Source organism: Nocardioides sp. LML1-1-1.1, from assembly GCF_040676175.1.
In the GTDB taxonomy this organism is placed as follows: domain Bacteria; phylum Actinomycetota; class Actinomycetes; order Propionibacteriales; family Nocardioidaceae; genus Nocardioides.
This window is the reverse complement of record NZ_JBEGHK010000003.1, coordinates 321,102-338,037: the sequence shown is the minus strand read 5'-3', so window position 1 is coordinate 338,037 and position 16,936 is coordinate 321,102. Positions and strand designations below refer to the sequence as shown.

20 protein-coding genes are annotated in these 16,936 nt (G+C 71.3%); 12 read left to right on the top strand and 8 right to left on the bottom strand.

Annotation, left to right across the window (positions count from 1 at the left end; translation table 11 throughout):
- Positions 1 to 35: 35 nt before the first annotated feature.
- From MRBLML1_RS12595 to MRBLML1_RS12545, 11 genes are read left to right on the top strand one after another with little or no spacing between them, the layout of a single operon-like run.
- Positions 36 to 3,488 carry a hypothetical protein gene (locus MRBLML1_RS12595; RefSeq protein WP_364516309.1) on the top strand — a complete coding sequence of 1,151 codons (3,453 nt, stop codon included), beginning with the start codon at positions 36 to 38 and terminating at the stop codon, positions 3,486 to 3,488.
- Complete coding sequence (locus MRBLML1_RS12590) at positions 3,485 to 5,356, top strand: hypothetical protein (RefSeq protein WP_364516307.1); 1,872 nt, start codon at positions 3,485 to 3,487, stop codon at positions 5,354 to 5,356. The genes MRBLML1_RS12595 and MRBLML1_RS12590 overlap by 4 nt, the downstream gene beginning before the upstream one ends.
- Positions 5,353 to 6,414, top strand: coding sequence for a hypothetical protein (locus MRBLML1_RS12585; protein WP_364516305.1), 1,062 nt, complete (start codon positions 5,353 to 5,355; stop codon positions 6,412 to 6,414). Before MRBLML1_RS12590 ends, MRBLML1_RS12585 begins: the two co-directional genes overlap by 4 nt.
- A gap of 8 nt (positions 6,415 to 6,422) precedes the next feature.
- Complete coding sequence (locus tag MRBLML1_RS12580) at positions 6,423 to 6,842, top strand: hypothetical protein (RefSeq protein WP_364516303.1); 420 nt, start codon at positions 6,423 to 6,425, stop codon at positions 6,840 to 6,842.
- Between the two features lie 3 nt (positions 6,843 to 6,845).
- The gene (locus MRBLML1_RS12575; RefSeq protein WP_364516301.1) at positions 6,846 to 8,498 is read left to right on the top strand and encodes a hypothetical protein; all 1,653 of its coding nucleotides are present in this window, start codon (positions 6,846 to 6,848) and stop codon (positions 8,496 to 8,498) included.
- Between the two features lie 5 nt (positions 8,499 to 8,503).
- On the top strand, positions 8,504 to 8,929 hold the full coding sequence (locus tag MRBLML1_RS12570; RefSeq protein ID WP_364516299.1) for a hypothetical protein: 426 nt from the start codon (positions 8,504 to 8,506) through the stop codon (positions 8,927 to 8,929).
- Positions 8,919 to 9,293 carry a hypothetical protein gene (locus tag MRBLML1_RS12565; protein ID WP_364516297.1) on the top strand — a complete coding sequence of 125 codons (375 nt, stop codon included), beginning with the start codon at positions 8,919 to 8,921 and terminating at the stop codon, positions 9,291 to 9,293. Before MRBLML1_RS12570 ends, MRBLML1_RS12565 begins: the two co-directional genes overlap by 11 nt.
- Entirely contained in the window at positions 9,290 to 9,946 is a 657-nt protein-coding gene (locus tag MRBLML1_RS12560; protein WP_364516295.1) for a hypothetical protein, read from the top strand. The genes MRBLML1_RS12565 and MRBLML1_RS12560 overlap by 4 nt, the downstream gene beginning before the upstream one ends.
- Entirely contained in the window at positions 9,943 to 10,551 is a 609-nt protein-coding gene (locus tag MRBLML1_RS12555) for a hypothetical protein (protein WP_364516293.1), read from the top strand. Before MRBLML1_RS12560 ends, MRBLML1_RS12555 begins: the two co-directional genes overlap by 4 nt.
- The gene (locus MRBLML1_RS12550; RefSeq protein ID WP_364516291.1) at positions 10,548 to 11,285 is read left to right on the top strand and encodes a hypothetical protein; all 738 of its coding nucleotides are present in this window, start codon (positions 10,548 to 10,550) and stop codon (positions 11,283 to 11,285) included. The genes MRBLML1_RS12555 and MRBLML1_RS12550 overlap by 4 nt, the downstream gene beginning before the upstream one ends.
- 10 nt (positions 11,286 to 11,295) lie before the next feature.
- Positions 11,296 to 11,568, top strand: a complete 273-nt coding sequence (locus MRBLML1_RS12545; protein ID WP_364516289.1) for a hypothetical protein — start codon at positions 11,296 to 11,298, stop codon at positions 11,566 to 11,568.
- A 95-nt stretch (positions 11,569 to 11,663) separates the two neighbouring features.
- Here the strand turns inward: MRBLML1_RS12545 and MRBLML1_RS12540 are convergent, their stop codons facing one another.
- The 3 genes from MRBLML1_RS12540 to MRBLML1_RS12530 form a co-directional block, all read right to left on the bottom strand.
- Positions 11,664 to 11,894 (bottom strand): hypothetical protein, encoded by a 231-nt coding sequence (locus MRBLML1_RS12540; RefSeq protein ID WP_364516287.1) that lies wholly within the window; start codon positions 11,892 to 11,894, stop codon positions 11,664 to 11,666.
- Entirely contained in the window at positions 11,891 to 12,151 is a 261-nt protein-coding gene (locus MRBLML1_RS12535; protein ID WP_364516285.1) for a DUF3263 domain-containing protein, read from the bottom strand. Before MRBLML1_RS12535 ends, MRBLML1_RS12540 begins: the two co-directional genes overlap by 4 nt.
- A gap of 260 nt (positions 12,152 to 12,411) precedes the next feature.
- Positions 12,412 to 12,606 (bottom strand): hypothetical protein, encoded by a 195-nt coding sequence (locus tag MRBLML1_RS12530; protein ID WP_364516283.1) that lies wholly within the window; start codon positions 12,604 to 12,606, stop codon positions 12,412 to 12,414.
- A 204-nt stretch (positions 12,607 to 12,810) separates the two neighbouring features.
- Here MRBLML1_RS12530 and MRBLML1_RS12525 point away from each other — a divergent pair, with 204 nt between their 5' ends.
- A complete protein-coding gene (locus MRBLML1_RS12525; RefSeq protein ID WP_364516281.1) occupies positions 12,811 to 13,476 on the top strand; it encodes an HNH endonuclease family protein in 666 nt (221 codons plus the stop codon).
- Positions 13,477 to 13,666: 190 nt separating this feature from the next.
- Here MRBLML1_RS12525 and MRBLML1_RS12520 read toward each other — a convergent pair whose 3' ends face one another.
- The 5 genes from MRBLML1_RS12520 to MRBLML1_RS12500 all read right to left on the bottom strand — a co-directional run bounded on the left by MRBLML1_RS12520 (position 13,667) and on the right by MRBLML1_RS12500 (position 16,901).
- On the bottom strand, positions 13,667 to 13,876 hold the full coding sequence (locus MRBLML1_RS12520; protein ID WP_364516279.1) for a hypothetical protein: 210 nt from the start codon (positions 13,874 to 13,876) through the stop codon (positions 13,667 to 13,669).
- A gap of 69 nt (positions 13,877 to 13,945) precedes the next feature.
- Positions 13,946 to 14,428: a hypothetical protein gene (locus tag MRBLML1_RS12515; protein WP_364516277.1), complete on the bottom strand. Its 483-nt coding sequence runs from the start codon at positions 14,426 to 14,428 to the stop codon at positions 13,946 to 13,948.
- Positions 14,429 to 14,523: 95 nt separating this feature from the next.
- Entirely contained in the window at positions 14,524 to 14,694 is a 171-nt protein-coding gene (locus MRBLML1_RS12510) for a hypothetical protein (RefSeq protein ID WP_364516275.1), read from the bottom strand.
- A 124-nt stretch (positions 14,695 to 14,818) separates the two neighbouring features.
- Positions 14,819 to 15,934, bottom strand: a complete 1,116-nt coding sequence (locus MRBLML1_RS12505) for a potassium channel family protein (protein WP_364516273.1) — start codon at positions 15,932 to 15,934, stop codon at positions 14,819 to 14,821.
- Between the two features lie 10 nt (positions 15,935 to 15,944).
- Positions 15,945 to 16,901 (bottom strand): YihY/virulence factor BrkB family protein, encoded by a 957-nt coding sequence (locus MRBLML1_RS12500; protein ID WP_364516271.1) that lies wholly within the window; start codon positions 16,899 to 16,901, stop codon positions 15,945 to 15,947.
- Positions 16,902 to 16,936: the final 35 nt, after the last annotated feature.

The window sequence follows — 16,936 nt, the reverse complement described above, 5'->3', positions numbered from 1 at the left end:
GGACAGCCACGCCGACCCCTCAGGAGGTGCCGTCGATGACTGCCCAGGTCCGCTCCGTCGTCGTCCGTCTCGAGGCGATGGTCGCGAAGTACATCCGCGACGTGAACCGCGCCGGCGACGCGACCGAGAAGTCGTTCGACCGCGTGCACGCCTCCACCTCGAAGGCCCGGGAGGAGTTCGTCGCCGCCGATCGGGCGGCCGCCAAGCTGGAGCAGACCACCTCGCGTCTCGGCACGAGCACCAAGGTCACGTCGTCGTCGCAGCGCGCTCTCGCACGCGACGTTGACAGCGTCTCCGCTGCCGCCGGCCGTGGTGCCCGATCGATCGACCAGTACTCGGGTCGGCTCCGTGTCGTCGCCGAGCTCATCGCGACCCTCGGGCCCGGGCTCCTCCCGCTCGGCGCCGGCGGGCTGGCCGCTGTCGGTGCGCTCGCCGGTCTCTTCGGTGGCGCCGCTGTCGGCGCGCTCGGCCTCCTCGGTGCCGTGCAGGGTGTCGGCGACGCGCTCAAGGCCGTGGAGAAGGCCCGGCTCGACCCGACGGTGGAGAACCTCAAGGCCGCCCGCGACGCCATGGCCCAGCTCTCCCCCGAGGCCCGCCGGTTCGTGCGCCACCTCGAGAAGATGCGCCCGGTCCTCCTCGCCCTGCGCGACGCCGGCGCCGAAGAGTTCTTCCCCGGCCTCACCGACGCCCTTGACTCCCTCGACCGGCTCGCCCCGATCCTGAGCCAGCTCATGGCCGCCAGCGGGCGCGCCGGCGGCGACGCGATCGCCAACGCCGCGGAGTCGCTCACCACCGACCGGTGGGCGCCCTTCCTCGACTTCCTCGTCGACGAGATCCCCGAGGCCATCGACAACACCACCCAGCTGCTCGGCTCGCTCTCTCACGCCGGCGCCGAGATGTGGATGACCTTCGACCCCACGAACGACAAGTTCATCGACTGGCTCACCGACGTCGCCGACCGCTTCGACGACTGGACCGGCTCAGTCGAGGGCCAGAACGAGATCCGAGACTTCCTCGACTACGTCGAGGAGACCGGGCCCGACGTGGCCGACTTCGTCGTCGGGGTCGCCGACGCGTTCACCCAGGTCGCCCAGGCCGCCGCACCTCTGTCCGGACCGGTCCTGCAGACCCTCACGGCCGTTGCGAACGTCGTAGCGGACGTCGCCGACAGCGACCTCGGCACGCCCCTCCTGTCCGGCGTAGCCGCGCTGACGCTGTACTCCCGGGGGCTGCAGGTCGCGGTCGGACTACAGTCGAAGCTCTACGGCACCAACGCGAGCTCCCGCCTACAGTCGCAGGGCACCCTCGGCTTCACCCGCGGGCTCGCGAAGGACGTCAAGTCGTCGCTCCCGTCGCTGCAGGAGTTCGGGCGAGTCGCGGCGTACATGGGGCAGTCGTCCAAGAGCGCCTCGAAGGAGACCCTCGCCGCCCGGGCCTCCGTGCGGTCCTTCGCTGGCCAGGCCGCCCGCAGCGCGGCGCCGCTCGCCGGGCTGGCGGTCGCGTCCACCGGGCTCGCCGACGGCGTCGGGCTGAGCAACACGGCCTCCCTGGCGCTGGCCGGCAGCTTCGCGGGGCCCGTGGGCGCCGCCCTTGGCGGCGCCGCGGGGCTCTTCATCGACGTCGCCTCGGCCAGCAGCGATTCGTCGAAATCGATCGAGCACATGCAGGACGCGCTCGACTCCCTCGACTTCGACCGGATCAACGCCGCGGCCGAGGAGTTCGAGCAGAAGTTCGCGAAGTACCTCGACGACGACACGTGGGGCGACAACATCACCGGCCCGCTGAAGACCCTGCTCTCGGGCGGCGGCTTCTCCGAGGAGTTCCACCGGGGCCAGGAGCTCATCGCGACCCGCGACAGGATGGTCAAGGAGGCTGCGGACGCGCAGACCGCCTACAACTCGGTCGTCGCCGACGGCGGGCGCGCAGCCTTCGAGGCGAAGTACGGGCTCGACGCGCTGCTCGACGCGATGAAGAAGCAGCAGGCGGTCGCCCGCTCCGCGCTCGACAACCAGTACGCCTGGGGCCAGGCCGTGCTGAACATCCGCGGTCTGCTGAAGGACGGGTCGCGGGGTTTCAACGAGTTCACCGAGGCCGGGCAGAACAACTACGCGGCGATCTCCTCGGCCGCCGACGCGCTGAACAAGATGGTCGAGGCCGGCGAGCTCACCAACGGCGAGTACGTGAAGCTGCGTGACCAGTTCATCGCGTTCGCCCGCCAGCTCGGGGCCGGGCGGGCGGAGGCCGAGGCCTTCGCGAACGAGATGCTCGACATCCCCGACTCTCTCGCTCCGGAGATCGCGGTCCAGTTCGACAAGCAGCAGCTCGTCGAGGCGAAGGACGCCTTCGACTCGCTGCCGCCCGAGGTCCGCACCGACATCCGCGCTGACGGCATCCCGCAGACCGAGGGCGCCATCGACGCCCTCGTGGCGAAGTACAAGCTGTCCGAGAAGGACCGCCGTGCCCTGATCACCCTCAAGGACATGGCGTCACCGCGGATCCAGGCGATCCTCGCGCAGCTGCGCGAGGTCAAGGGCCGCACGGTGACCATCACGACCCAGTGGCAGAACGTCTATCTGCCGTCGAAGGGCGACCCGAGCCGCACCAAGCCCGGGCTCGGTCTCCTCGCTCCCGGAGCCGTCCGCCAGGCTGACGGCGGCACCGTCCAGGGCCCGCGGTACCCCTACGGCGACAAGGTGCTGACCTACCTCGCGCCGGGCGAGGAGGTCATCACCAACCGCCGTGGCGAGGCCGACCGGTTCCGGGCCGACCGTGCCGCCGGTCGGATCCCGGCGTACGCCGACGGCGGCACTGTCCAGGGCCTCGCCGGCGGCGGGACCGTGCGGGTGCGCTCCCACAGCGACCGCGAGGCCGACCACGTCGCCCGCGGCCTGAAGAAGATGCGCCAGGAGCTCGCATCCGCAACGAAGGCTCTCGAGAAGGAGACCAAGGCCCGCGACACCCTCGTCGACCGCCGCAACAACCTCCGCGAGGGCATCCGCGGCGGCCTCGACCGCGGGATCTGGCGCCCCGGCGGCGACGAGGACGTGTGGACCAGCAGCGGCGACCCCGTCGCAGGGCTCTACGCCCAGCTCGCCGACATCAACCGCTTCGACGCCCTCTCGGGCCGGCTCAAGAAGAAGGTCAGCACGGCCGCGTTCGAGGAGATCATCAAGGACGGCAACATCGACGACCTGCAGGCGTACGCCACGCTCCCGACCGCACAGCTCGCGACGTTCTCGAAGCTCTACGGGGTCGTGCAGTCCAGGCTCACCGCGTCCTCCAACCGGGCTTCGGACGCGGTGTACGCCGCGCCGATCGCGAAGGCCAACGCGCAGCTCGCCGAGCAAACCCGTGAGGTCAAGGGGCTCCGCCGCGACGTGCAGCACGCCGCGAAGAACGCCGACAAGCAGCAGGCCCGGAACCGGGCCGCGGCCAAGAAGGGCGCCTCGGCGGCCGCCACCCGGCAGCACAGGGGGTACGTGAAGTGACCACGGTTCTCGACCAGGCCCACGAGCTCACCTGGGGCGGGGTGGTGTTCGCCTCCGACACGGAGCCGGACACGCCGTACCGATTCGAGGCCCTCGTCGGCACGGCGTACGGCAACCCCGTGACGCTGACCGAGGTCGTGCGGTCCTACCTCACCGACGGCGAGCTGATCAAGCGCACCGGGTGGGGCAACCGCGAGGAGGTCCCGGTCTACGTGCGCGTCAGCGCGCCGGACGGACAGGCCCTCGCGCTCGGTGAAGCCGCGCTGGCCCAGGAGTACATGGCCGACGCCCCGGCCCCGCTGAGGTGGGTGCCGCCGACTCTCGGGGCATGGCCGATGGCGTTCGACGTCGTCCACGTCGACATGGAGCGGGACTGGAAGGTCGACCTGGGCGACAGCTGGGACTACCGCGAGCGGTTCGACCACACGATCGTCTACAAACTGGCCTTCACCACGCTCCCGTTCACCCGGGACTGGGACACCACGATCATCCCCGCGCTGGAGGTCCCCGCGGACCCCGACGAGCCGGTGCTCATCGGCATCGACTCGTGCGACTCGACCACCGGGTGGGAGAAGTACGCATCCCCCTCCACCGGGTGGAACGCCCTGACCGGGCCGGTCGCGGTCGACGGGTCGGTCCGGGTGAGCGCTGGTGTCCCGAGCACTGGGTCCTGGCCGTGGGTGTCGAGCCTCAGCCTGGAGCGCACCGGGACGGTGTCGATGGACGACACCCCCTACCTCCGGCTGGTCGTCTTCGTCGCCGACGACGGCACCACCCCGCTGAAGCCGAACGTCTCGGTGCAGTACAGCGGGAGCGGGCAGAACGTCTACCCGGTCGCCGTCCAGCGCAACGGCGGGTCCGCCCACAGCTTCACGATGTGGTTCTCCGCCCCCTCATCGTTCAACCGGCTCCGGATCAACGCCCGCTTCACCACCACCTCCGAGCCCTTCAAGTACCTGTACGTCTACGACGTCTCCCGGACCGACCGAGTCGGGATCGACGGCACCAACGGCCTCCAGGTCGCGCGGACCGCGGTGATCGGCGGCACCGCCCCGACCCAGGCCGCGATCCGCCTCGCCTCCAACGACACCGGCCCGCTCGTCGGCTCGACGGCCCTGTTCTACACCGGCACCTCGCCCGTCGTGTCGCTGCGCACGCGCTGCTCGAACAGCGACGCGCTGGGCAACCGGACCGTCGACCCGACAAAGATGTCCGGCGCGACGAACGACCTCTCCGTCGCGATGAAGTTCTGGATCCCCGTCCCGATGCTCACCCGGGCGAAGTACAGCTTCCTCGCCCGCATGGCCTTCACCGGCACCAAGACGGTCAGCTGGTCCGCGAAGCTCGTCGACGCCACTGGCGCGGACATCCCTGGCTCCGACCTCGTCACCTCCGGCGTCGCGCTACTGCGGAACCCGACGACCGACCCGTGGCGAATCCACCACATCGCCACCCAAACCCTCCCCCCGCTCACCACCTCCGGCGTCGACACCGACCAGGTGCAGATCACCCTCACCGCGGCCCCCGGCACCGGCGACACCATCACCTTCGACGAGGGCTGGCTCGCCAACACCGACGACGGCGCCATCACCCTCATCCACGAGCCGTCGTCCCACGACCTCACCGCCGTCGAGCTCCGCTCCGCCCAGCTCGACGCGCCGTTCCCGTCGGTCTACGGCACCTGGTCGTCCGGCCGGACCCAGGACATCACCCGCCTCACCCGGATCGGGTCCCACAAGTTCAAGCCCGGGCTGCTGCACATCTTCACCGCCACCGACATGGCCCGCTACGCCGGCTGCGAGCTGGAGTACTTCCGCCGCTACTTCCTCCTCGCCGGCCCCGACCTGCCCACCGAGGTCCCTGCGTGAGCACCACCTCGGACCTGCACCTCTACGTCGGCGGAGTCCCCCTCGAAGCGGTCGCAGCGTGGGGCGACCCGGAGATCACGTGGGGCCGCCACGGGCCGCTGGAGATGTCGTGGGAGATGGCGCTCGGCCGCAACGAGCGCCCCGACCCGCTGGCCCGCAACGCGTTCGTCGAGCTCTGCGACGGCATCGAGGTCGTCTGGTCAGGGGTCCTGTCACAGCCCGACTGGGACAGCCTGCAGTTCCAGGCGCTCGGGATCGCCCGGCTCGCCGAAGGAGCCGAGTGCCTCGCCGCCGACGGCACGATCACCTCCCGCCCCGACCCGGTCCTCGACCAAGGCATCGCCCGCGGCGTGCTGAAGCGCTGGTACCGCGCGTTCGACTTCGGCAGCTCCCCGATCTCCGGGCCCGACGGCGCCGCCGGCGTCGACAACCCGCAGCCCGGCAAGGTCGACGAGATGCTCAACGACTGGTCGCTGGAGGACCCGACCAGCCGGCAGTGGTACGTCCACCCCTCCGGCCTCCTCACCGTCAACGGTGAGGACGAGACGAAGCCCCAGTGGTACATCGCACCGGGGATCGCGCAGATCGGGGTCGCCGACGACGACGTCACCGACCGGGTCTTCGTCCGCTACTTCGATTCCTCCGCTGGCCGGTACCGCGACGCCTCCTACCCATCCACCACCCCCGACGGGGGTGTCGAGAAGCGCGCCGACATCACCCACCGCGGCGCGATGACCGCCGCCCGTGCGACCACCATCGCACAGGGCATCTACAACGCCGCGGGCGCTGGCCGGGTCGGGTTCACCAACGGCGTCGAGGTCTCCGGCGAGCAGCTGCGCGACGCCGGCAACCACCGCGCGAACTACGCCCACGTGTGGGGCGGACACGTCGTGCAGGCCATGGAGACCACCGACCCCCGCGGGGGCGACGTCGACTTCACCTTCGTGCTGGAGGAGACCCGGTGGCGCCCGGCCGACGACACCACCCAGCTCAACCCGGTCGGGCTCGTCGCGCGCACCTGGGAGCAGGTCCTAGAAGAAGCAGACGCGAGAGGTTGACCCCCCCCATGCCGTTCCCCGCCTACGAAGGCCTGCAGTTCTTCTTCAAGATCGTGATCGGGATGGCCTGGCGCCAGGAGTTCGCGTTCATCGACCGCAACACCGGTGAGGCCGCGGTCTGGGAGCCCGGCTGGAAGGGCCTCTTCGTGATCCGCGACGACGGCGGCCGGCAGGTCGCGCGCCTCGACCAGGACGGCACCGCCGGCGGCGCGGACGGGCTCGTGACGTTCGCCGACGGGATGGTCGCGCTCGACCTCCCCGCTGCCTTCACCGCCGGCCTCGCGGCGACCACGACCTACGTGCGGGTCACGAACAAGCCGTTCCTGTTCGGCGACCTCACCCTCACCGACCCCACGGCGCCGACCGAGCCCTACCTCGCCGCGTCCGGCAAGGGGATCAGCTACCTGCCCACCACGATCGGAGCCTGACCCATGGGAACGTCCAACCTCATGCCCCGCATGCTGGCCACCACCTCCCTCGTCGGCCCCCGTGGGCCCGCCGGCGCGCCCGGCGTCGACAGCGTGCCCGCCGAGGAAGCCGTGACCGCGTACGTCGAGAACGACACCTCCTCCGTCGCCGCGGCCGTCGACGCCCGCATCGGGGCCGCCACGGGCACCGTGGTCGCCGACCTCGCCACCGAGACCAACCGCGCGACCGCCGCCGAGGAAGCCCTGCATGCGATCCTCGACGAGCAGGTCGTCGACGTCCTCCCCAACGGCATCATCGAGGGCCGGTCGGTCTTCACCTACGGTCCGTCCCGCGGCGTCGGCGTGACCGCGCAGCGCATCCACTTCGACCGGATCTGGTCCCGCATCGGGTCCGGGTTCCACTACAACGGCTGCACCGGCGGGTACTTCGCCGCCGACGCCGCCGCCGTGGCGTACGGCGCGATCTCCCACGTCTCCGAGCACGGCGCCGCGGACGCCTGGACCACGAGCTCCGCGGTCTCGACCTGGATCAACCGCGCGCTCTGGGGCGGCCTGGTGTTCATCTGGCCCTTCGGCGCCGACGCCCGCGACGACGGGCTCAGCACCCGCAACAGCACGACCGCGAAGGCCCGCGCCGGCGCCGCGACCGCGCTGCACGCCTTCATCGCGCTCGTCCGGGCCCAGAACCGCGTCGAGGCCAACCGCAGCGCGACGTACTCCATCACCAACGGCTCCCCGACCGTCGTCGGGCTCGCCGACCCGATGTACCGCGGAATGCTCATCACCGCGACCGGCGTGCCGGCCAACACCTACGTCGGGGAGATGATCAACGGAGGCCTCGGCGGGTTCAAGCTCTCCTCGTCCCGCACCACCCAGGTCGACATCAACGCCACCGCGACCAACGCGTCCGCGTCGCTGACCTTCTCCCCGGTCTACACCGGCACCATCGGGGCCATCGCGCACACCGGCCTGTCCGGCGGCCTCGGGATCCGACTCAGTTCCGACGGCGCGACCTCGACGTACGTCATCCACCTCACCGAGCCCCGGCGCGTGCAGTGGGTCACCGCCGCGATCGACGACGCCGAGTACGTCGCGACCGCCGGCGCCCCGTTCGGCGGCAACGGCGGCGCCGGGTACTCCATCACCGTCAACGGCGGCGCGCCGATCACCGGCACCACGAGCAACAAGCACCGGTTCGGAGCGCTCAACCTGTGCTGGGGCAACATGGCCGTCGACCTCGGCGTGCTGCCCGCCGGCGCGAACACCATCGCGATCACCGCATCCGGGACGAGCAAGGTCCTCGTCGACGACACCCTGCTCATCGAGTCGCTGACCCCGCCCACCGTGATGGTGATGAAGGAGGTCCAGCTCCCTGCCGCCTACTACGCCCTGTTCGCCGACCGCAACGCGTCCTGGGCGAAGACGCAGATCTACAACGGGATCATCGACAGCGAGATCGCCGTGTGGCCCAACGACCAGTCCGTCATCGCCCACGACATCACCGCCGACATCCCCGGGTACGACCCCAACGTCTACATCTCCTCGCGCGACGGGGCCTACGCCCACTTCAACGACCCCCTCGAGCGCCGAGCCGCAAACTCGATCCTGAAGCGCGCCAACCAGCTGCCCGCCCGGCCCGGGCTGATCTGGACCTGAGCACGATGACCCGGCTCGCGCGCTACCAGCCCCCGTCGATCCCGCCACAGGTCCTCGTCGCGCTGGTGGTGGTCTTCGCGGCGCTCTCGTTCACCCGTGGCCTCGACTACGCGGTCAGCGGCGACGTCGCGCAGTCCCTCGTCGTGCTCAACGCGCTCGGCAACCTGCACCTGTGGGGGGTGATGATCATGCTCGCTGCCACCGCGGTCATCACCGCCTACGCGCTGCGCCGCCACTTCCTGATCTGGCTCGCCCACGTGCTCATGGCCGGCCTCCAGCTCGGCATCGCCGTCACGGTCGCCCAGGCCGTCTACGAGCTCGGTGTCGGCGGCTGGGCGTCCTTCGTCGCCCCGGCCGGTGCGTTCCTCTGGCACCTCGCCCTGGCCGCCCTGACCCGCCCCTTCCCCCGCGGGGCCGGGCATGGCACCTGACCCCAGCGTCCTCGGCTCCAACCTCGTCCTCGGCCCGCTCGCCCTCATCGGCTTCATCGTGGCCGCGCTGGGCTACGCCGCGAAGGAATACCGCAAGGCACGCGAGCAGCGCGTCGAGGACGCCGTCGCGCAACGGGACCAGGAGCGCGAGGACCACTCCACCGAGCGCCGGCGCCTCGAGCAGGAGCGCGACGACGCCCGTGCTGACGCCGTGGCGATCGACCAGAAGCTCGACGAAGCCAACGACCAGATCCGTGACCTCAAGGAGAACGAGATGCGCAAGAGCGACGCGATGTTCGCCCGCCTCGTGCGGGCCCGGGAGATGCTCGTCGAGCGCGGCGTGCTGCCCGAGGACCTGCCGTGACGACCGCCAGCCAGCACAGCCGTCGCGTGGGGTACGGCGTCGGGATCGCGGTCGTCGGCGCGGTCGTCGGGCTCATCATCGGGTGGCTCGTCGCGCTCCAGCTGCAGGGCGAGCGCGACGCCGCGCAGCGCAACGCCCAGGAGCAGAAGGTCACCGCCGACTCCGCGCTGAACTACATGCGCTCGGCGTGCTCGGGCGGCGACCAGGTCGCGTGCAACTTCGTCGAGCGGATCACCGCGCTGCCGGACGCCCCGCCGCCAGCTGCCACGGGGCCGACGGGACCGATCGGCCCTCCCGGCGTGCCGGGCCCTCCGGGCGTGCCGGGCCCCCCGGGGCAGCCGGGAAGTCCAGGACAGCCGGGGCGCCCCGGCCAAGCGGGCACCACCGGACCCTCGGGGGTAGCCGGCTCCCAGGGACCGGCCGGCGATGCGGGACCCGCCGGAGAGACCGGTCCCGTGGGCCCTCAGGGGGCGGCAGGACCACAGGGGCCTCAGGGGCCAGCCGGTCCTCCGGGCCCAGCCGGCACCGCCCAGCCGGGCACCTACGCGTGCCCCGGTAGCCAGGCCATCACCGCCATCACCATCACCGACACGGGCGCCGTGACGCTCGACTGCAGCCCGGCAACGCCGGGAGATCTCGGAGGCACCCCGTGAGCACGACCAAGGTCCACGGCCTGCCCGCCTGCTCCTGCCTCGCCGCCTGGATCCCCGTCTTCGAGCGCCGGATCGGACGCACCCTGCGTTGGTTCCAGCTCATCGGTGACGCGAAGGCCAGCGCCGGCTTCCACCGCGGCGGCGGATCGGGTGACAGCGAGCCGCTGAGCAACGACGAGCTGCGCATCGCCCGCAACATGGGCGGCGCCGCCTGGAACCGCTGGTGGGAGAACAACCACCACTGCCACATCCGACTCAACGGCTGCCCGCACAACACCCTCGCGCAGCCCCAGGTCAACGACCTCAACGAGCGCCGGGACGGCACCGGCCCGCTCTACGACAACGCCGGCGTGCCCGACAACGGCCCGCGCGACGGCGTCCACTGGCCCCTGCGCACCTGGCGCCAGGGCATCGACTGGGCCACCAAGCAGGAGGACGACATGCCCTACACCGAGAAGCAGCTCACCGACATCATCCGAGCCGCCGTGCAGGCCGAGCTCAAGGCGACCGGCCTCGCCGACCTGCCCCGACTCGAGCAGACCCGCTTCCAGAACTTCCGTACCAAGGTCAACGCGATCGCGGCCAAGCTGGGCGTGAAGCTGTGACCCGCCCCGTCGTACGCCGCTGGGAGTACGACCGGCTCGCGTTCAACCTCCAGGCCGGCAACGACTCCGACGACGTCGAGCGCAACCTGCGCGCGCTCATCGCCGCGGCCGCCGCGATCCTCGGGCACCACCCGCACATCATTGTCCTGAGCGAGGCGCGCCCGTACGCCGGCCTGATCGCCCGCGTGGCGCGGGACCTCGGGTACGAGCGCTTCCAGGCCCGCCCGCGCCAGCTCTCGGCCCGACAGCGGAGGCGGAAGGTACAGGAGGAGGACGCGAACCTCGCGACCCTCGTGCGGCTCGACGTCGGCACCGTGACCGCCCGCCGGTGGCGGATGCGGCGCACCTGGCGCGGACCGATCAACGGGTGGCCCCACCTCCCTCGCCTCTACTGGCAGATCGTCCTCGCGATCCCGGGCGCCGGGGTCTGGCGCGACGCTGCGATGCACGCCCCCACGCCGAAGCCCGTTGGGAACGCGCGCGCCGTCAACGAGTCCATCAGCAAGCTGGGCCGCTACCTCCGCGCCGGCAAGGCGACCCCGTCCGTGGCCGGCGGCGACCTCAACGCCGGCGCGGCCGAGCTGCGCGAGCGGCTTCCCGACCTGCGGGTGGTGGCCGGCCACGGCGCGGACAACGTCGTCACGAACCAGCTCGTCGAGTCCGAGGTACACGTGCTCGGCAAGTACGGCAGCAACCACCACGCGGTGCTCACCCGGCACCGTCGTACCGACTAGGAGGAGCAGCATGAGCATCGTCCCCGCCCGCACCAGGACCGCCGCGAAGCGCGGCTTCATCCGCACCACCGCGCAGGCCTACGCCGCCACCCTCACCACCGGGCTGTCCGCCTCGGTCGTGGTCGGCATTGCGACCGGCGAGGTGCAGTTCATCCCCACGCTCGTCACCGTCGGCGTCTCGCTGGCCTCGCCGCTGCTCGCCGGCGGCGCGTCGTACCTCTCGATCCTCTCGTCCGGCATCCCCGACGACTACCAGCCCAGCAACGCCGACGAGCAGGAGTAGCCCCCCGGCCCCGCTCGGCGAGCCACACGGCCCCGTCCACCCCCTTGGGTGGGCGGGGCCTCTTCGTCATGCCCGGCAGGCGGCCGCGGTGCTGGTCAGCCGTACGCCGAGCCGATGAACGGCGCGGTGTCGATCGGCCGGACCCGGTCGGGCGGCACCTCGACCCGCACCTCCTCGCCAGTCTGCGGATTGAGGTAGATGACCCGAGCGGCCCACTTGCCGTCGTCGAGCTTGTGCCACGCCACCACGAAGCCCTGGTACTCCGTCGGCAGGTGCGGCGGCCGGACGTACACGTGGGAGTTCCTCGGCCGGAACAGCTGGCTCACGGCTCGGCGTACCCGAGTCGCCGCGCGGACCGCTGGTGCTGGCGCCGGTCGCGGAGCCGACGCAGCCGGCGCACGAGGAGCGGGTTGTGCTCGAGGGCCTCGGGACGGTCGAGGAGCCCGTTGAGCACCTGGTAGTAGCGGACGGCAGAGAGGCCGAGCTGCTCGCGCACGGCGGTCTCCTTCGCGCCGGGGTACTTCCACCAGGCGCCGCCCTCGAAGTCGAGGAGGGCCTTCTCTTCGGTGGTCAGCTCGTTCATGATGGGCACGCTACGACGGGGGTCCGACACAACCCGTCGGGTGAGGATTTCGTGAGGCCAGAGCGCCGATCACGCCTGGCACTTCGGACACCGTGGACACACGTTTCCGCAGGTCACCGGCGGTGCAGGGCTCTGACCTGGGCGATCAGCACCATTGACACGGAAGAGGTCACTGGTTCAAACCCAGTATCGCCCACCACCGAGAACCGCAGGCGTGCCTGCGGTTCTCTGCATTTGCGGCTCGCCTCGTCCGCGACGGGTCAGCCGCGCCGGAACAACCGCGCGAGCAGGCCCTTCTTCTCCGGATCACGCGGCTCCGGCTTCGGCAGCCGGTAGTCACCGACCTGGATGCCGTCCTTGCCGTTCGCCTTGACGGGTGCCTCGATCTTGCCGCCGGTGACGCGGACCTTCTTGGCCTGGCTCCAGATCGAGCTGCCGGGTCCCGAGTTCGACATGACGGCCTCCTGTGGCGATGGAGCATCATCATCATCACCCCCGCCCGGCGATCGCGCCAGAGGGAGCGAGGCGCGCGCGGGCGATGACGAACGCGTGAACTCTGTGCTGCCCGGCGCCGGGCTCCTGGACGCCCGGCCCGCGAGCGCCTAGACATGGAGGTTGACGCCGGTGCGCTCGGCCCGGCCCGCCCGCAGGAGACCCCCATGCTGCGCTCTCGGAACGTCCTGACCCACCTTCTCCTCACCCTCGGCGTCGTGCTGACGGTGCTGCTCGCCGTACCGGCCGCGCCGGCCCACGCGGCGACCTTCTCCGGCTCCCTCGCGCAGGGGGTGGCCGCGATCCCCACGGCGGCGGAGAACAACGCCGGCTACGACCGCGCGCTCTTCCCGCACTGGGTCGACGCCAACGGCGACTGCCAGAACACCCGCGCGGAGGTGCTCATCGCGGAGGCCGACGCCGCGGTGACCTACACCAGCTCGAGCAAGTGCACGGTGGCGACCGGCAAGTGGTTCTCCTACTACGACCGGGCAACCTGGACGAACGCGGCGGACATCGACATCGACCACATGGTGCCGCTCGCGGAGGCCTGGGGCTCGGGCGCGAAGGGCTGGACGACGGCCCGGCGGCAGGCCTACGCCAACGACCTCGGCGACTCCCGGACGCTGGTCGGGGTGACCGACAACGTCAACCAGGCCAAGAGCGACCAGGACCCCGCGACGTGGCTGCCGACCTACGACAAGTGCCGCTACGTCGCCGAGTGGGTCGCGGTGAAGATCCGCTGGGGCCTGACCGCGGACAGCGCGGAGAAGAGCGTCCTCAACAGCTACGCGTCGAGCTGCTCGAACACGATCACCGTCACCACCGCCTGAGCACGCCTGGCCCCCACCGGAACGCCCCGTCCTGCGAGCAGGACGGGGCGCCCTCGCGTCCGGCGTATGTGGGGTGCGCCGGACACATGTGGTTGGGGAACCGTCTCCGACGCTAGTGGTCAGCTCGCCGGCGTGGGAACGGAATCGGTGACTTACCCGCGAAATAGATAGGGATCCGATAACGCCGGCCTCAGCCGTAGGCCGATCCGGTCTGCGGGGCGCTGACCACGGGGCGCAGGTTGGCCGCCGGGAGCCACTCGGTGACGATCCGGCCGTCGCGGTCGGCGTACGACACCAGGCCCTCCCAGCCCTTCTCCCCCGACCTCCAGTCGAGCACGAGGCCGGGCAGCTCGGACGGCACGAACGCCGGCCGGACCCAGACATGCCGAACCCCCGCCATAACGACCACAATAGAACATGTGTTCGAGTGACGGGGGCCCGATCCCGGAGTCCGAGGTGGGTCGAGGCGTCAGCCCCGCGGCGGCTCGGCGGCCGGGTCGGCCAGCGGGTCGCCGGCCGCGGCGGCGGGCTCGTCCACCGGGCGCGGGTACGACGGGGTCGCGCTCGCCGTACCGGGGGCGCCAGCGGACCCGGAGTGGGAGCCTCCGCCGCCCTGGGAGCGGCGCAGCGCGGAGAACACCGCGCCGCCGACGGCCAGCAGGCCGGCGAGGAGCAGCAGCTTGCGACCGCGGTGGCTCTTCTCGACGGGCAGCCGGTCGGTGACCCGGTCGGGCAGCCGGTCGACGACGGAGTCGGGCACCCGGTCCGCGGCGGCCTGCACCACCTCGGGTGCACGCTCGGCGGCGGCGTGGACGGCGGCTGAGCCGCGCTCGGCGGCCGCGCGTGCGGCCGAGGTCACCCGCGGTGCCACGACGGTCTCGACGAGCTCCTTGAGGTCGTCGGCGACGTCGCGAAGGTCGTGGGCGAGGTCGGAAGTGGCGTTCTTGGCCATGGGATCTGCCTCCTGGTGGGTTCAGGTTCCTTCCAGCAGTACCCCACGCCCCCAAGTCAACCCTGTCCCGAGCCGCCGACTTCAGCCCGCGACGGTCAGCTCGCGGCGGTGCGCACCTCGCCGGAGCACTCGTTGCAGCGGACCCGCCGCTCGTCCCGGTCGCGCGGCTGGCCGAGCAGCCGGCGGTACCAGCTGGTCTGCTCGGTGCGGCGGGAGCAGCGAGGGCACCAGTCGTGCCTGACCCACGGTCCGTAGTCCTTCCCCATGGCGCCCAGCATGGCGGCTCCACACCCCGCTGTCCCGCCCCGGACGGTCCCGATCACCCGTGTCGGAGCAGGTCTGCACGATCGTCACCGCACGGAGTAGTCCCGGCGGACCATGGACCCGGGATCAGTCCTCGTCCGCGGCGAAGTCCTCGTTGTGGGTGCCCGGGCGCGGGGCCCACGGCAGCTCCTTGGCCGGCCGTACGACGACCAGCCGGTCCCCGCGCGCGAGCAGGGTCACGACCGGGTCGAAGTAGCGGTAGACCCGCTCGTCGCGGACCACCGCGATCACCTGGTCCGGCAGCGACTGAGGCGGCATGCCGACCTCGTTGACCAGCAGCTCGCGCTCGGCGACCTCCAGGCCCTCGCCGTAGGTGAGCAGGTCCTCCATCACCGAGCCCAGGGTCGGCGAGAGCGTGGAGAGACCGAGCAGACGGCCCACCGCGTCGGAGGAGGTGATCACCGAGTCCGCGCCCGACTGGCGCATCAGCGGCGCGTTCTCCTGCTCGCTCACCGAGGCGACGATCCACGCGTCCGGGTTGAGCTGGCGCACGGTGAGCGCGGCGAGCACGTTGGAATCGTCCCGGCCGGTGGTGATGATGACCTGGTCGGCGTTGGCGACCCCGGCACGCTGGAGCACCCCGCGCCGGGTGGCGTCACCGGTGATCACGGCGAGCTGGTCGGCGTGCGCGTCGGCCATCGCGATCGGGCTCGGGTCGACGACGACCACGTGCTCCCGGTCGAGGCCGTTGTTGACCAGGGTCTCGACCGCGCTGCGGCCCTTGGTCCCGTAGCCGATCACCACGACGTGGTGTCCCATCTGCTTCCTCCATCGGGCGATGCGGAAAAGTTCGCGGCCGCGCTGCGCCAGCACCTCGAGCGTCGTACCGATCAACAGGACGAGGAAGCCGATGCGGGCCGGGGTGATGATGAACGCGTTGACCAGCCGGGCGCCGTCGCTGACCGGCGCGATGTCGCCGTAGCCGGTCGTGCTGAGCGTGACGGTCGTGTAGTAGATCGAGTCGATCAGCGAGATGTTGCCGTAGGGATCGGCCGCGGTGGCGTCGCCGGCGTCGCGGTAGCCCTCGCGGTCGAGGTAGACCAGCAGCACCGTGCCGACGAGGATGCCCAGCGCGAGCAGCAGCCGGCGGCCCAGCTCCCACCACGGGGAGCGGGTGCGCTCGGGCAGCGCGACCCGGCCCACCGAGGGGCTGTGCGACGCCGTTCCCTGATGGTCACCCACGGCCCGGAACCTACTCCACCGGCTCGGGGTTGCGGCGCAGGAGGCGCGCCATGAGCTCCCGGCGCGCCCGCTGGGTGGTCTCCTGCGGGAACACCTCGTCGAACGCGGCATTGACCCCGGCGCCGATCAGCACGGCCAGGGCGGCGATGTAGAGCCAGATCAGGATCGCGATCGGCGCCGCCAGCGGGCCGTAGATCGAGTGCGAGTCCTGGGCGGTCACGGTGAGCACCCAGCGCAGCAGGTAGGAGCCGCCGATCCAGCTCACCAGCGAGAAGGTCGCACCCGGCAGGTTGAAGCTCCAGCCGGTCCGCACCGGCACCGAGACGTGGTAGAGCGTGGCGAGGAAGCAGATGCAGATCACCACGACCAGCGGCCAGTAGAAGGTCATCAGGAAGTCCGCCCGGTTGGGCAGCCACGAGCGCACCAGCCGGGGCCCGGCCACCACCAGCGGCAGCGTGATCGCGCCGGTGATGACGGCGAGGATGTAGAGCACGAAGGACAGCGCGCGGGTCTTGACGATCCCCCGGTGCCCACCGAGCCCGTGCATGATCGTGATGGTGTCGACGAAGACGTTGAGCGCCCGCGAGCCCGACCACAGCGCGAGCACGAACCCCAGCGAGATCACGTCGAAGCGACCGCCCTCGAGCACGTCGTCGAGGGTCGGCACGATCACCCGGTGCACGGCGGTGTCGGTGAGGAACGTCGAGAAGAGGTCGACGATCGCGCGTCGTACCTCGTCGACCTGGGCGGCGGTGAAGTGCTCGGTGACGTAGCCGACGCCACCGGCGAGGGCGAAGACCAGCGGCGGCACGGACAGCACCGCGAAGAAGGCGCCCTCGGCGGCCAGCCCGGTCACGCGGTAGCGCAGGCACGAGCTGACGGTGGTGACGACCAGCCGCCAGAACAGCCGTACGACGCGTCGTACCGGGACGGGGAGGCGGTCCAGCACGCCCCGCTCGTCCGCCATGGCCCTCACGCTATCTGTCCGGAGCAGGAGACCCG